The following is a 14,843-nucleotide window of genomic DNA, read 5'->3' on the forward strand; positions in this document are numbered from 1 at the left end:
GGACCGAGCACCGCAGGTTGCCCCGAAGCGCAGCGCAGGGGACGCAGGCAGCGGGGTCGCCTTTTCTTTGCTTACTTTATTTAGGCGAAGCAAAAGAAAGTGAGTAGCCGCCGGGAAAGTGAGTAGCCGCCGGGCTACCCCCGGCTTGCTGGCAGACCACAACAGCAGAAGCAAAACGGCTTCAACAGGGTTCCCCCCGAACGGAAATCCCCACCCGTTCTGCATAATCAGCCCACCCCCCACTCCCACCGGCCACCGCATGAAGCGCTTCCCCGAACCGGCATGAACCAGCACAGCGCAGTGCTTCCTGCGCGCACCGACTGGCTGCGCGAGCTGTCGGGCGGGTTGATCACCGGTGTGGTTGCCGTGGTTTATGCCATCTCGTATGCTGCGCTGCTGTTTTCCGGCCCGCTGAAACAGTGGCTGCCTCTCGGCATCGGGCTGTGCCTGGTCAGTGCCATGCTGGGCGCGTTCTGGCTGGCCTGGCGCAGTGAACTTCCTTTCGCCATCGCCGGGCCCGATGGCAGCACCCTGTCCATCCTCGCGGCCATGGCGGCCACCGTGACGGTCACGGGTGCGGGTGCACTCAAGGGTCCGCTCGAACATGTGCTGCTGCTCCTGTTCGTCACCACGCTGCTGTGCGCATTGCTGTTCCTGCTGCTGGGCTTTGGCCGGCTGGGGGCATGGGTGCGTTATGTACCCTTTCCGGTGATTGGGGGTTTCCTCGCCTCCACGGGCTGGCTGATCGCGGCCGGCGCGCTCAAGGTGGCGGTCGACCTTCCCTGGGGCAGGGAGGCGCTCACGCAATGGCCGCACTACCTGGCGGATACGCGGCTGCTGGCCACCGTCGCCCTGGCCGCAGCCTTTCTTTTCATCTTCCGCAAGGAGCGCTCTCCGGCGCTGCTGCCGCTGGTCCTGCTCGGCGCCTGCGCCGCTTTCTTCATCGCGCTGCTGCTTGCCGGTGTCTCGCTGGAATCGGCCCGCCAGCAGGGCTGGCTGCTGGGCGGCATGGAAGGCGCCGCGCAATGGATGGCCCCCTGGACGCTGCTGGACACCCGCACAGCCGGCTTTGACGGACTCTGGCTTGCGGGGCAATTGCCCGACATGCTGGCCGTGGTGTTTGTTGCCGCCATCACCGTGCTGCTGGGCGCAAGCGGGCTGGAGATCATGTCGAAACGCGATATCTCGCTGGACCATGAGCTGCGCACGCACGGCTGGCTCAACCTGCTGGCCGCCTGCAGCGGCGGCTGCATCAGCCTGGTGTCGGTCAGCCGCAGCGCGGTGATGCTGGAAAGCGGCGCCAGGACACGCGCGGCCGGCATGCTGGCCGCCGCAGTCTGCGGCCTGGCTGCGCTGGGCGCCGGCTTCGTGCTGGGCTGGATCCCGAAAATTGTGCCGGCCGCTTTCCTGCTGTACATCGGGCTGTCCATCCTTGGCGAATGGGTGTTTGATCCGCGAATCAGGCTGAACCGCGCAGACTGGGCGCTGGTGCTGGTAATCCTTGCCATCACCGCCAGCGTGGGCTTCACCACGGCCGTGCTGGTGGGCATGGTGGCCGCCTGCCTGAACTTTGCGCTCAATTACAGCCGCGTCGGTGTCGTCCAGCACGACCTGGACGGCACCACCCTGCACAGCAATGTGGTGCGCCCCGCAGCGCAGCGCCAGCTGCTGAACCGGCACGGTGGCCAGTTGCGGGTGCTGATGCTACGCGGCATGATTTTTTTCGGCAGTGCCCATGCCGTGCTCGAGCGGGTGCGCGGCTTCCTCGCGGCGCGGACGGCCGGGCCCGGGGCAACGCGCATTCTGGTGCTCGACTTCAGCCATGTGGCCAGCGCTGACTCGTCGGCAGGCATGACCTTCACCAAAATCTCGCAACTGGCGCAGGCAGCCGGCGTGCAGCTGGCGCTCAGCGGGCTCAAACCCGCCGTGGAGGCATCCCTGGCGCAAGGAGGTGCCGCAGCCACGCTGGGCATGCACGGCACGCTGGACCAGGCCCTGGAGGCAGCCGAAGAAACCCTGCTTGCCGCTTACGGCCAAGCTGCCGAAAAGGAAACGCTGGCAGCGTGGATGCTGCGTGAACTCGGGCAGGCTCACTGGTCAGCGCTGCAGCCCCTGTTGGAGCGCCGCGCACTCGCCACGGGGCAGGTGCTGATGCACCAGGGGGAAGTGTCCGATGCCACGCTGTATCTGATTGAAAGCGGACGCCTGACGGTCACCCTGCGCGGCCAGGACAGCGGCCAGCGGCTGGCCAGCCTGATGGGTGGCACCACCGCCGGTGAAATGGGGCTTTATTCCAGCGCGGAGCGCTCGGCCACGGTGCTGGCCGAACGCGACGCCGTGGTGTGGGCTCTGACGCGCCAGGCTCTCGACCAGTTGCAGCGCAGTGCGCCCGACACCGCCATGCAGGTGCATGCCTTTGTGATGCGCATCATGGCCGAACGCCTGCGGCTTGCCAACACCACCCTGGCGGCACTGCAGCGCGGCACCTGAAACTGTAGGAACTCCCTGACGGCAGGTCAGCGCGCCTTCCTGCCTGTGCCAGCCCCGCGGCGGGCAAGAATCGGTGCATACATAACAAGGAGCCTTCCATGTCCATATCAATGATCCTGCTCATCGTCCTGATCCTCATTCTTGTCGGTGCGCTGCCCACTTGGGGACACAGCCGGAGCTGGGGTTACGGTCCCAGCGGCGGCTTGGGACTGATCGTCATCATCCTGATTGTGCTGTTGCTGATGGGCCGCATATAAAGACCCGGGGCATCACGCAAACCCTATGAAAAAAGGACTCGGCCCATGCGGCTCGAGTCCTTTTTCTTTGCGTGAAACGTGCCGGGTCAACTGTTCAGTTGAGCCCACAGCTTGTCCAGCCGCTTGATGCTGACCGGTTGCGGCGTGCGCAATTCCTGCGCAAAAAAGCTCACCCGCAACTCTTCGAGCAGCCAGCGCAGTTCCTGCAGCCTGGCGTCCATCGCACCCTTGCGTTCCGCCACCAGGCGCCAGTAGCGCTGTTCCTGCGGCCGCAACTCGGCCAGGCGGGACGCGTCACGCGCCGGGTCGGCACGCCATTTCTCCAGCCGCAGGGTGATGGCCTTGAGGTAACGCGGAAAGTGCTGCAGCTGCGTGTACGGCGTGGCCGTCAGGAAACGTTTGGGCACTAGGCGCTGCAACTGCTGTGCCGCATCTGCTGCTGCTTCTGCGGCATTTTTCGTGTCCTTGATCTTGCGCTGGGCTGCTGCAAATTCGACCAGGATGGCAGCCGCCAGCCGCGCAACCTCACTCGCGATCAAGGTCAGGCGCCCGCGCCCGTCGGCGATGCGTTTCAGGAAGTCGGCTTCGTTGGTCGGCAGCGGCTCCAGCAGGAAGGCCCGGTCCAGCGCCACTTCGATGATCTGCTCGCGCAGCTCTTCCAGCGTGCCGCCGCCCGAGTTGTCGGCAGCGCGTCCGACCAGCATGTAGGCGGTGGCCATCTTCTGCAGGTCAGGCAGGTTTTTCTCCAGGTACTTGAGCGCGTCCCTGATCTGCAGCGCAAAGAGACGCCGCAGTCCGGCGCGGTGTCTGGCGGCGGCCACGTCGGGCTCGTCGAACACCTCGATGGTCACCGCGTCGCCCAGGTCGATCAGCGCCGGAAAACCGATCAGCGTCTGTTTGCCCTTGCTGATTTCCATCAGTTCGGGCAGCTCGTCAAAGCTCCAGCTGGTGTAGCGCTCCGGCGTCCGGACTGGTTGCGGCTTCTGGCTCGCTATGCTTTCAGGAGCTGCTTGCGCCCGTCCCTGCTGGGCTGGAGGCCGATTTGACTCTGAACTCTGGGCAGAATCGGCACTGGCGGGCGCCGCGCGTGTTTTCAGCCCGGCCAGGGCCTGGAAAGCGCCACGCGCCTGCGAACCCAGCTCGCCCTTGAGAGCGCCAAGGTTGCGGCCCGTGCCGAGCTGGCGGCCATGTTCATCGACCACGCGGAAGTTCATGAACAGATGCGGCGCCAGCATGTCCAGCTTCATGTCGCCGCGCTTGATGTCCAGCGAAGTGGCATCGCGCACCAGCTTGAGCACGGCGTCCGTCAGCGAACCGGCGCCAAACTTCTCCGGCTGCAACAGCTCGGCCGCCATGCGCGCTGCTGTGTCCGGCAGCGGCACCAGGCGCGAGCGCGGCCGCTGGTGCAGGGTCTTGATCAGCGCCTGGATCTTGTCCTTCAGCATGCCGGGCACCAGCCACTCGCAGCGCTCTTCGTTCACCTGATTCAGCGCAAACAACGGTACATCCACCGTCACGCCGTCCTTGGCATCACCCGGCTCATGCAAATAAGTCGCCAGGCAGTCGACGCCGCCGAGGCGCAGGGTTTTCGGGAAGGCCTGTGTGGTGATGCCGGCCGCCTCGTGGCGCATCAACTCTTCGCGGCTCAGGAGCAGCAGCTTCGGCTGCTTTTTGACCTCGTCCCTGTACCAGTGCTCACAGCCTGCGCCGGTGCAGATGTCCGCCGGGAGCTGCTGGTCGTAAAACGCGTAAATCAGTTCCTCATCGACCAGCACGTCCTGGCGCCGCGCCTTGTGCTCCAGGTCCTGCACCTGTGCTATCAGCTTGAGGTTGGCCGCGAGAAACGGCAACTTGGTATCCCAGTTGCCGGCCACCAGCGCTTCGCGGATGAAAATCTCGCGTGCAGTGACCGGGTCAACCCGGCCGAAGTTGAGGCGTCGGCCGTTGTAGATCACCAGCCCGTACAGCGTGGCACGCTCCAGCGCGGTCACCTGCGCGGCCTTCTTTTCCCAGTGCGGGTCCAGCAGCTGTTTCTTGAGCAAATGGCCGGCCACTTGCTCGACCCACTGCGGCTCGATGTTGGCGATGCCGCGGCCGAACAGGCGCGTGGTTTCCACCAGCTCGGCCGCCACAATCCAGCGGCCCGGCTTCTTGCTGAGCTTGGCGCCTGGGTGCCGGTAGAACTTGATGCCGCGCGCGCCGAGGTACCAGTCGTCTTCGTCGCTCTTGATGCCGAGGTTGCCCAGCAGGCCGCAGAGCATCGACAAATGCAGCTGCTCGTAGCTGGCTGGCCTGTCGTTCAGGTGCCAGCCCTGTTCTCCGACCACGCTGTGCAGCTGCGAGTGAATGTCGCGCCACTCGCGCACGCGCCGGATGTTGATGTAGTTCTCGCGCAGCAGGTTTTCGTACTGGCGGTTGGTGAGCTTGTGCACCGCATCATGGCCACCGCGCACGTCACCCAGCCACTTCCAGAGCTTGAGGTAGCCGCTGAACTCGCTTTTCTCGTCGTCGAACTTGGCGTGCTGCTGGTCGGCCTGCGCCTGCTTGTCCATGGGCCGGTCGCGCACGTCCTGCACGCTGAGCGCACTGGCGATCACCAGCACCTCGTCGAGCGCCTGGCGGTCCCTGGCCTCCAGGATCATGCGGCCCACGCGCGGGTCCAGCGGTAGCCGGGCCAGGTTTCGGCCGACCGGCGTGAGTTCGTTGTCCTCGTCGACCGCGCCAAGTTCGGCCAGCAACTGGTAACCGTCGGCAATCGCGCGGCCCTGCGGCGGCTCGATGAAGGCAAAACTTTCGATCGTGCCCAGGTGGAGCGACTTCATGCGCAGAATCACCGCGGCCAGCGAACTGCGCAAGATCTCGGGGTCGGTAAAACGCGGCCGGCCCAGAAAATCCTGCTCGTCATACAGACGTATACAGATGCCGTCGGCCACACGCCCGCAGCGCCCCGCGCGCTGGTTGGCGGCGGCCTGCGATATCGGCTCGACCATCAGTTGCTCGACCTTGTTGCGAAAGCTGTAACGCTTGACGCGCGCCGTGCCGGCATCAATCACGTAGCGTATGCCCGGCACGGTCAGCGAGGTCTCGGCCACGTTGGTGGCCAGCACGATGCGCCGGCCGGTGTGGCCGTCAAAAATGCGGTCCTGCTCGGCCTGGCTCAAACGCGCGAACAGCGGCAGGACTTCGGCATTGCGGAACAGCGGCTGGTGCGCCAGGTGCTTGCGCAAGTGGTCAGCCGCCTCGCGGATCTCGCGTTCACCCGGCAGAAAGATCAGGATGTCGCCGGCACTGTGCGGGTTGCGCCAGAGTTCGTCCACACCGTCGGCAATCGCGTCGTTGAGGTCGTAGTCGCGCGACTCTTCATACGGCCGGTAACGCTGCTCGACCGGAAACATCCGGCCTGAGACCATGATGACGGGTGCGGGTCCTTTGGAGGAAGCAAAGTAATCCGCAAACCGCTGTGCATCAATCGTCGCCGACGTGATCACCACCTTCAGGTCGGGCCGGCGCGGCAGCAGCTGGCGCAGGTAGCCGAGCAGGAAGTCGATGTTCAGGCTGCGCTCGTGCGCCTCGTCGATGATGATGGTGTCGTAGGCCTTGAGCAGCGGGTCGGTCTGCGTCTCGGCCAGCAGGATGCCGTCGGTCATCAGTTTGACCGAGGCGTCGCGGCTCAGGCGGTCCTGGAAACGCACCTTGTAGCCGACCACATCGCCCAGCGGTGTTTTCAGTTCATCGGCGATGCGCTTGGCCACGCTGGAGGCAGCAATCCGGCGTGGCTGGGTGTGGCCAATGAGTCTGCCCTGGCCCTGCGGGTAGTTGAGCTTGCCGCGGCCCATGGCCAGCGCAATCTTGGGCAGCTGCGTGGTTTTGCCCGAGCCGGTTTCACCGCAGACGATGACAACCTGATGTGCTTCAATGGCGGCCGTGATCTCGTCGCGCTTGCCGGAAACGGGCAGCGATTCGGGGAACTCGATGTGCAGGGGCGCGGACAAGGGGGAAGAAGACAAGGGATGAGGTTTCAAAACCCTCCATTATCGGCGCTGCGTGCCCGTTCGCGGGCAACAGGGCCAGCCCGCCCCGCTCAGCTGGTTTCCGGCACCGGCAACTCCACCGCTTCGCCGCTGGCGTGGTCGAACCAGGCCACCCGGCTGGCATAGGACATGGCAGCGCGCGACATGGCCTTGCAGGTGGCCAGCACACCCGAGGCCTTGGCCGCTGGGTCGGACACCAGCAACACGCCTATGCCTATTTCGGCCTGCCAGCGGGTCTGTTCGCTTTCGCGCCGTGCCGCGTCAAGGCTGGTGTTGAGCGTAACTGACTTGGACAGCCGCGCGCCCAGCCGGTGCGCCAGCCGCACCAGTTGGCCGCTGTCGCTGCAGTTGCGGATAAGCAGGACAAAACCGTCGGCGGAAAAACGCCCGGTCTCGACAAAAGCCGGCACGCTGCGCTGCAGACGCCCGGCGCAGACAAACAGCGCATGGTTGACCGCGGCGGCGCCATGCAGGCGTTCCAGCGCGTACAGGTTGCCTATGCTCACGACCATGACGCCGACAAACCGGCCCGGCCTGTGCAGGGCCTCGCGTCCGCCGTCGGCCCCTTCGGGGCCGGGATGGTCCTGCCCCCGCGACATGCCGGGAGCCACGGGTTCGTCCCGGCGGCCGCGGAAAATATCTCCCAGCATCTGCCCGGTTTCGGTGTGCGAACGCATGCGTGTCACCGGGTCGTAACTGGGCCCCAGCGTCATCACCTGGTGCAATTCGATCAAATAGGAATAGCGCGTCCAGAGCGCCGCCGCCATGGTGATCAGGTAAGCCGTTCCGGCAAGTGCGCTGACGGCATGCACCTGCCACGGCGCCTGCCCGCGCGCCAGTGCGATCCAGCCCAGCCCGGCCATGCCAATCAGCATGAACAACACGCCGAGCACTGCCGTCCAGGCCAGCCGGTCCCCGCGGTAAGCGCTGCGCACCGCGATGCCGAAGGCCAAGGCGCCCAGCGACCATGCACTGACCAGGCCAAGCATCAGCGCCTGTTGCGGCGCCAGCAGCCAGCTCACCGCCATGCCACCCAGGGCCAACACCGCCAGCGCCAGCCGGGTGCGATGCCGCACCTTGCGCCTGTCCAGCAGGCCCAGGATCGAAAACAGCAGGTAGGCCAGGAAGCCCGACACCGCCATGGCGATATGGGCCAGCACCCGCGCCTGGGTGCCTTCCTCCTCTATCGGCAGCCCGCCCAGGAAGGCGAACACGAAAAAACTCGAGGCGGTGGCAGACAGGCCGGCATTCAGGGAGATGCGGTGCAGCGAACGCACAAAGGCCAGCGCGGCGCCGGCCAGCATCAGGGCCGTCATGCCGAAATAAAATCCCCAGAAGCCGAACGCCAGTTTGTCCATGGATGGCTCATTATCCGGCGGAACCGCCACCACCAACCGCCGCCCGCAGGCTATCTTGCCCGCGTCCTGCGGCGCGGTGCGCCGTCCCTTACACTCACTGCCATCGTCCGGAAAGCGGTGGCTTCTGCCCGGCTTGTCCGCCCCGCCGGCCCCTTGTTGACCCTGCCCGATCCCTCGAAAGCGCGCCCATGTCCGCCGTCTTCAATTTCACCTTCGTCCCCTGGTTCCGCTCGGTGGCACCTTATATCCACCTGCACCGCGGCAAGACCTTTGTGGTCGGCATCGCCGGCGAGGCCATCGCCGCCGGCAAGCTGCAGCATCTGGCGCAAGACCTGGCGCTGATCCAGAGCATGGGCGTGAAGATTGTTCTGGTGCACGGTTTTCGCCCGCAGGTCAACGAGCAACTGGCCGCCAAGGGTCACGAGGCCAAATATTCGCACGGCATGCGCATCACCGATTCGGTGGCGCTCGACTGCGCACAGGAAGCGGCCGGCCAGCTGCGCTACGAGATCGAAGCCGCCTTCAGCCAGGGCCTGCCCAACACACCCATGGCCGGCTCCACGGTGCGTGTCATCTCGGGCAACTTCATTACCGCACGGCCGGTCGGCATTGTCGACGGCGTGGATTTCAGGCATTCAGGCCTGGTGCGCAAGGTGGACACCAAAGGCATCCTGCGCACGCTGGACTTCGGTGCCATGGTGCTGCTCTCGCCTTTCGGTTTTTCGCCAACCGGCGAAGCCTTCAACCTGACCATGGAAGAAGTTGCCACCAGCGTGGCCATTGAACTGCAGGCCGACAAGCTTATTTTCATCACCGAAATTCCCGGCATCCGCATCAACCCCGGCGAACCCGAGAGTGAAGACAACCCGATCGACACCGAGCTTCCGCTGGCCACGGCCGAAAAACTGCTGGCACAACTGCCCAATCCGACGCAACCGACCGACACCGCCTTTTACCTGCAGCACTGCGTCAAGGCCTGCAAGGCCGGCGTGGAGCGCAGCCACATCCTGCCGTTTGCGGTGGACGGTTCCCTGCTGCTGGAAATTTATGTGCACGACGGCATTGGCACCATGGTCATTGACGAAAAACTCGAAAGCCTGCGCGAAGCCACCGCCGACGACGTGGGCGGCATCCTGCAGCTGATCGAGCCTTTTGAAAAAGACGGCACGCTGGTCAAACGCGACCGCACCGAGATCGAGCGCGACGCCGACCTTTACACCGTGATCGAACACGACGGCGTCATCTTCGGCTGTGCCGCGCTGTACCCCTACCCTGAAGCCAAAACCGCCGAGATGGCGGCACTCACCGTGTCGCCGCAAAGCCAGAGCCAGGGCGACGGCGAACGCATTCTCAAACGCATTGAACAGCGTGCCAGGCTGATGGGCCTGGACAGCATTTTTGTGCTGACCACACGCACCATGCACTGGTTCATCAAGCGCGGTTTTGTCCAGGTGGACCCGGAATGGCTGCCCGAAGCGCGCAAGCGCAAGTACAACCTGAACCGCAAAAGCCAGGTGCTGGTCAAAAAGCTGGTGTGAGCCTGCAGGCCGCGCGCATCAGCCGGCCTCTTTGTTCCTCGCCTTGAAGATCGCGAAACTGCCGTTGGCCTTGCCCACAAGGACGTCGTCCACATGGATGGTGGACTCCAGATTGGCAACGCTGGCACCCCTGTGAACAATCTCGCTCAGGCACACGAGCTGGCCGGCAAGAATGGGCCGGAAATAGTTGATCTTGATCTCTATCGTCGCGCAGGATTCGCCCGGCGCCAGCGTGGAGTAAAGCGCGGCACCCATGCCGGTGTCCGCCAGCGTGAAGGCGACCCCGCCATGAACCCTGCCACTGGAATTGTGGTGAAAATCCTGCACCTCCAGCGTGCAACGGCTGCGGCCTTCGCCCTGCGCCTCAATGCGCATGCCCACGTGTTCGACAAAAGGAAGTTTCACGGTCCCCATCGGCGACAATTTCAGGCCGAGCGCCGGGCCAGCCAGGCCCAGACGCCGGCAGCCGTGAGCAGCGCGCCCTCGGCGATGTTGAAACGCCGCTGCGCACGCGGAGAAGCCAGCAGCCGGCGCGCCGAGCCGGCAAACACGGCATACAACGTGGCGTTGAGCGTGGCCAGCAACACAAAGGTGATGGCGAGAACCCAAAGCTGCTGCGTCAGCCCCGCACCCGGGGTGATGAACTGCGGCAAAAAGGCCACGAAGAAAACAATGCCCTTGGGATTGAGCGCCGTGACCAGCCAGGTGTGGGCAAACAGCTTCCAGCGTGAGCCCGGCGCCGCCGGCGCGGCCAGCTCTGCCGGAGAAATGCCCGCGCGCAGCAGCTTGATGCCCAGGTAAAGCAGGTAGAGGCCGCCGACCCACTTGACCACCGTAAACCAGAACGCCGACGTGGCCAGTAGCGCGCCCAGACCCAGCAGCGACAGCAGCAGGGCCGTCGAGTCACCCAGCGCGACCGCCGCAACCAGCGGCACATTGGCGCGCCGGCCATGCGCCATGGAATAGCTGATCACGGTGAGGATGGTCGGGCCCGGAATGATAAGCAGGACCACCGATGCGGCCACAAAGGCCAGCCAGAGTTCCAGGGACATGGAATGTTTTCCTTAAAGAGTTGAGCAGATTGGCAATTGCACGTTACGGCTAGCCGGCATTTTTGTAGGTATCCGCTCCGTGCGGAGCCGCAGCAAATTCCTTCAATTTCTCTGCCTTTGCAGAAAATGCCTGCAGTGCAGGAAACGCCGTCGCCGGGACAACCTCCGGCAGCATCATCTGTGTGAAATGCCACGCCACCGCCACAGACACGCCGCCCTGATGGATGGTGTGGCTTTCATGCGCCAGGGGTTTGAGCCGGCACTCGGACTCCAGCGCGTCATAGGCGGCCAGCAATTGCCCCGTGACCCGCGACACCCAGGGCGCGTGCTGCTTGTCAGTGGGCCGCAGTTCCCGCTCATAAATGATCTGGAGACTTTTTTCACACGCGGCCAGGGCCAGGCCGGCCAGTCGCAGGATGTGCTGGCGCTCCGCCAGCTTCCCCCTCACCAGGGATTTACCGGGAGCCCCAAGGCTCTCGGCGTAGTCGATGATCAGGGTGGAATCCATCAGCACCGTGCCGTCATCGCACACCAGGGAGGGTGCCTTGACGACCGGATTGATTTCGCGGAACTGCTCGAAGGTCCGGAACACCGATAACGACCGGTGTTCAAAAGGCAGCCCCAGCAGCTGCAGCGACACCGCCACGCGGCGCACGTAAGGCGAGTCGAGCATGCCGATCAGTTGCATCAATTCCCTTGTGATTTCTGTTGAACAAATTATTGTTGCGCGGCCATTTTCGCCAGCAGCGCTTCACGCCGCGCAAGACTTGTGGCTGGCCAATGGATCTTGCGGTCGTAATACGCCGGCACGGCCGGTGTGCCCTCCGGCAACACCACCCAGGGCTGTTTGGACGCGGTGAAGATGTGGATGTCGGGCGGCAGGTGATCGGGCTCGTCCAGCGTGCCGACACGCACAAAACGCACGGAAGGCCCGGCGCCTGAATAGTTGCTCCACAGGGCAACCCGGCATTGTGGGCAGCGCGCGATCTTCTGACCCTTGCCGCTGGCCGAAGGTGTGTCCACTACCTCGGGGGTTCCGGCCAGCAGGGTGACGCGGTCGGCCTCGATCATCGCGTTCAGCGCAAACGAGGCGCCGCTTTCGCGCTGGCACCAGCGGCAGTGGCAACAGTGCACAAAAAGCGGCGGAGACTCCAGCCGGTAGCGAACAGTGCGGCAATCGCAACCACCTTGCAGCGGGTAAACATCCGGGGCCGGCATGGCAGTCCTGCGTCCGTCCACCTCAGGCGGCCGCGGCAATCTGGCGCAAGGCCTGTTCGAACACCTCGGGCGGCTGGCCGCCCGAGATCAAATGCCGGTCATTGATGATGATGGCCGGCACCGAGTGAATACCCTGCTGCAGGTAGAACTGTTCGCGCTCACGCACCGCGTCGGCGTATTCGCCGGAGGCCAGTATCTCTGCCGCACGCGCCGCGTCCAGACCCACCTCGCCGGCCACGCGGGCCAGCACCGCGTGCGAACCCGGGTTCTCGCCGTCGGTGAAATAAGCCTTGAACAGGGCCTGCTTGAGCGCCAGCTGGCGCCCCTCTTCCTCAGCCCAGTGCAGGAGGCGGTGTGCGTCGAAGGTGTTGTAGACGCGATTGCGCGCGCCCACAGTGAAAGTAAAACCCAGCTCCTGTCCGCGTGCGCGGATCATCTCGCGGTTGCGCTCCAGCTGCTCGGGCGTGGAGCCGTATTTTTCTGACAGGTGTTCAACAATCTCCTGGCCTTCGGCCGGCATCTGCGGGTTCAGCTCGAAGGGCTGGAAGTGCAGCTCTGCCTGCACCTGGCCCGCGACGCGGCCCATCGCTTCTTCCAGCGACTTCAGGCCAATCACGCACCAAGGGCAGGAGACGTCGGAGACAAAGTCGATTTTCATTTTGGCGGGAGCCGGGGAGGTCATGAGCTAGTCCTTTTTGATGGGGTCAGGCGGCACAGCGAGCGCGTCGATGAACCGCCAAAACGCCATACTAAAGACAATTGAAGAACCCCGCCGGAGGCCGGGGAAACAGCACGCCCCCGGTCGGAAAGCAGTTGTGTAGGAGGTGCCCGCGCCTTTTTTGCGAAGCTGTCTCACGCAGCGCAGGCGGATACACGACGACAGTGACATGACTCCTCCACATTCAAGAAAGACCACCATGACTGAAAAATCCGCCAGCATCCATTGGGAAAGCCAGGGCAAAAAGGGCCGGGGCCAGATCAGCACCGAAACTGACGCGCTCAAAGCCTACCCCTACGGCTTCGGCAGCCGCTTTGAAGACGACCGCAAGGGCACCAACCCCGAAGAGCTACTGGGCGCGGCCCATGCGGCCTGTTTCACCATGGCTTTTTCGTTTGCATGCGATAAAGCCGGTTTTGCCACCGAAGAAATGGACACGCAGGCCAGCGTGCGCCTGGTGCCGCAGGGCGAAGGCTTCCTGATCGACCGCATCATGCTGACGCTGAAAGCCAAAGTCCCCGGCATCGACGAAGCCAGGTTCCAGCAGATCGCCAGGGCCTCCAAGCGCGACTGCCCGCTGTCCAAGGCGCTGGCCAGCGTCCCGGCAATTGAATTGACGGCCACGCTGCTGAAATAAGGGCCTCCTTCGGCGCCCAGCCGGCTTGCCCCGTCGGCCGGAAATGTTCGAGAATGCGTCCTGCAACCAGCCGGACCTACCAGGACACACCATGCTCCAACTGCGCCCCAACTGCGAATGCTGCAACAAGGACTTGCCCAACGAGTCGCCCGACGCCCGCATCTGCACCTTTGAATGCACCTTCTGCAGCGACTGCGCCAGCACGCGGCTGCACGGCATCTGCCCAAACTGCGGCGGTGAGCTGGTGATGCGACCACGCCGGCCGGCGGAGAAGCTGGCCCGCTATCCGGCTTCGACCGAACGCATCTTCAAGCCCGCCGGCTGCGGAGCCGCAGCATGAACACCACCACCCTGCCGCTTTTTTCCCTGGTAGCGCTGGTGGCCATTGCCACCCCGGGCCCCACCGTCCTGCTGGCGCTGGCCAATGGGTCGCACTACGGTGTGCGCCGTTCGGTGCCCGGCATGCTGGGCGCTGTGCTGTCTGACTTCGTGCTCGTCGGTGCGGTCGCGCTCGGCCTGGGCGCGCTGCTGGCCGCGTCCGAGTTCTGGTTCTCGGTGCTGAAATGGGTGGGCGCCATTTACCTCGGCTGGCTGGGCATTCGCATGTTGCGCTCGCGAGGCGGGTTCGAGATGCCGGCGGAAGGATCGGTCCAGGCGCAGCACGGCAGCCGGGCGATTTTCATGAAGTCTTTCCTGGTGGCCGTGACCAACCCCAAGGGTTACCTGTTCTGCTCGGCCCTGCTGCCGCAGTTCATCGACCCGGCGGCCGCGCAGACGCCGCAGTACATCGCGATTTCGCTGGTGTTTGCCGGGCTGGACTTCAGCGTGATGCTGGCCTATGCCTTCATGGGCGCACGGGCCATCCGCCTGCTCAAGGCCTCGGCCATACGCTGGATGGACCGCCTGTGCGGCGCCGCCCTGCTTGCACTGGCCGGCTCGCTGGCCTTCTACCGCCGCGCCAACAGCTCCTGATTCGATAGCTGTCTGCGCCCGCCCCCATTGGACTGGAAGCTGTTTTTGCGTTGAATCAATGAATGCATCCGGCAGGGACATTCTGACCCATAAGTAGGACTCGTCTGATGGCGTGAAATGCCGATCAGACTTACCGTGGGCATTTGAATGGAGCCGTCCATGAACCCGCCCGCCCCCAGCCATGCTCCCGAGAGCCGCGAAGTCCGCATTCCCTGCGGCGAGGCCTGGCTGTACGGCGACCTGGTCCTGCCGGCCGACGCCCAGGGCGTGGTGCTGTTTGCCCACGGCAGCGGCAGCGGCCGGCACAGCGCGCGCAACCGGCAGGTCGCGCAGAGGCTCCAGCATGCGGGCATCGCCACGCTGCTGTTCGACCTGCTCACCGTGCAGGAAGAGCAGGTGGACATCCACACGGGCGAACACCGCTTCGACATTGCCCTGCTGACCGGCCGCATGCAGCAGGCCACCGAATGGGTGTTCGCGCAGCCCGGCCTGCAGCACGCCCCCATCGGCTACTTCGGCGCCAGCACGGGCAGCGCGGCGGCGCTGATTGCCGCGGCCCGGCTCGGCAAACG

At 64.6% G+C, this 14,843-nt stretch carries 14 protein-coding genes; 7 read left to right on the forward strand and 7 right to left on the reverse strand.

Annotation, left to right across the window (positions count from 1 at the left end):
• The first annotated feature begins 282 nt into the window (after positions 1-282).
• Together WA904_RS03180 and WA904_RS03185 are read left to right on the forward strand one after the other, a co-directional pair.
• Positions 283-2,490, forward strand: coding sequence for a SulP family inorganic anion transporter (locus WA904_RS03180; RefSeq protein WP_425195679.1), 2,208 nt, complete (start codon positions 283-285; stop codon positions 2,488-2,490).
• Between the two features lie 98 nt (positions 2,491-2,588).
• Positions 2,589-2,747 (forward strand): DUF3309 family protein, encoded by a 159-nt coding sequence (locus tag WA904_RS03185; RefSeq protein WP_096699913.1) that lies wholly within the window; start codon positions 2,589-2,591, stop codon positions 2,745-2,747.
• 86 nt (positions 2,748-2,833) lie between these two features.
• Here WA904_RS03185 and hrpA read toward each other — a convergent pair whose 3' ends face one another.
• Complete coding sequence (hrpA, locus tag WA904_RS03190) at positions 2,834-6,754, reverse strand: ATP-dependent RNA helicase HrpA (protein WP_425195680.1); 3,921 nt, start codon at positions 6,752-6,754, stop codon at positions 2,834-2,836.
• 74 nt (positions 6,755-6,828) lie between these two features.
• Positions 6,829-8,136, reverse strand: coding sequence for a GGDEF domain-containing protein (locus tag WA904_RS03195; RefSeq protein WP_425195681.1), 1,308 nt, complete (start codon positions 8,134-8,136; stop codon positions 6,829-6,831).
• 188 nt (positions 8,137-8,324) lie between these two features.
• On the opposite strand from WA904_RS03195, the gene argA reads away from it, so the two are divergent.
• Entirely contained in the window at positions 8,325-9,674 is a 1,350-nt protein-coding gene (argA, locus tag WA904_RS03200; protein WP_425195682.1) for an amino-acid N-acetyltransferase, read from the forward strand.
• 18 nt (positions 9,675-9,692) lie between these two features.
• Here the strand turns inward: argA and WA904_RS03205 are convergent, their stop codons facing one another.
• Genes WA904_RS03205 through WA904_RS03225 form a run of 5 tightly spaced genes read right to left on the reverse strand, consistent with a single transcriptional unit; the run spans position 9,693 to position 12,626 of the window.
• Positions 9,693-10,079, reverse strand: a complete 387-nt coding sequence (locus tag WA904_RS03205; protein ID WP_425195683.1) for a PaaI family thioesterase — start codon at positions 10,077-10,079, stop codon at positions 9,693-9,695.
• Between the two features lie 20 nt (positions 10,080-10,099).
• Positions 10,100-10,726, reverse strand: a complete 627-nt coding sequence (locus tag WA904_RS03210) for a LysE family translocator (protein WP_425195684.1) — start codon at positions 10,724-10,726, stop codon at positions 10,100-10,102.
• A 49-nt stretch (positions 10,727-10,775) separates the two neighbouring features.
• Entirely contained in the window at positions 10,776-11,414 is a 639-nt protein-coding gene (locus WA904_RS03215; RefSeq protein WP_425195685.1) for a glutathione S-transferase, read from the reverse strand.
• A gap of 29 nt (positions 11,415-11,443) precedes the next feature.
• Entirely contained in the window at positions 11,444-11,944 is a 501-nt protein-coding gene (locus tag WA904_RS03220) for a GFA family protein (RefSeq protein WP_425195686.1), read from the reverse strand.
• A 22-nt stretch (positions 11,945-11,966) separates the two neighbouring features.
• Positions 11,967-12,626, reverse strand: coding sequence for a DsbA family oxidoreductase (locus WA904_RS03225; RefSeq protein ID WP_425195687.1), 660 nt, complete (start codon positions 12,624-12,626; stop codon positions 11,967-11,969).
• 235 nt (positions 12,627-12,861) lie between these two features.
• On the opposite strand from WA904_RS03225, the gene WA904_RS03230 reads away from it, so the two are divergent.
• The 4 genes from WA904_RS03230 to WA904_RS03245 all read left to right on the forward strand — a co-directional run.
• A complete protein-coding gene (locus tag WA904_RS03230; protein WP_425195688.1) occupies positions 12,862-13,299 on the forward strand; it encodes an OsmC family protein in 438 nt (145 codons plus the stop codon).
• Between the two features lie 91 nt (positions 13,300-13,390).
• Complete coding sequence (locus tag WA904_RS03235) at positions 13,391-13,639, forward strand: DUF1272 domain-containing protein (protein WP_425195689.1); 249 nt, start codon at positions 13,391-13,393, stop codon at positions 13,637-13,639.
• Positions 13,636-14,271, forward strand: a complete 636-nt coding sequence (locus WA904_RS03240; protein ID WP_425195690.1) for a LysE family translocator — start codon at positions 13,636-13,638, stop codon at positions 14,269-14,271. Before WA904_RS03235 ends, WA904_RS03240 begins: the two co-directional genes overlap by 4 nt.
• A 159-nt stretch (positions 14,272-14,430) precedes the next feature.
• On the forward strand, positions 14,431-14,843 hold a 413-nt coding region (locus tag WA904_RS03245; RefSeq protein WP_425195691.1), incomplete at its 3' end, for a dienelactone hydrolase family protein.

The sequence above is a fragment of the Polaromonas sp. genome (assembly GCF_049790275.1).
Lineage (GTDB): Bacteria > Pseudomonadota > Gammaproteobacteria > Burkholderiales > Burkholderiaceae_C > Polaromonas.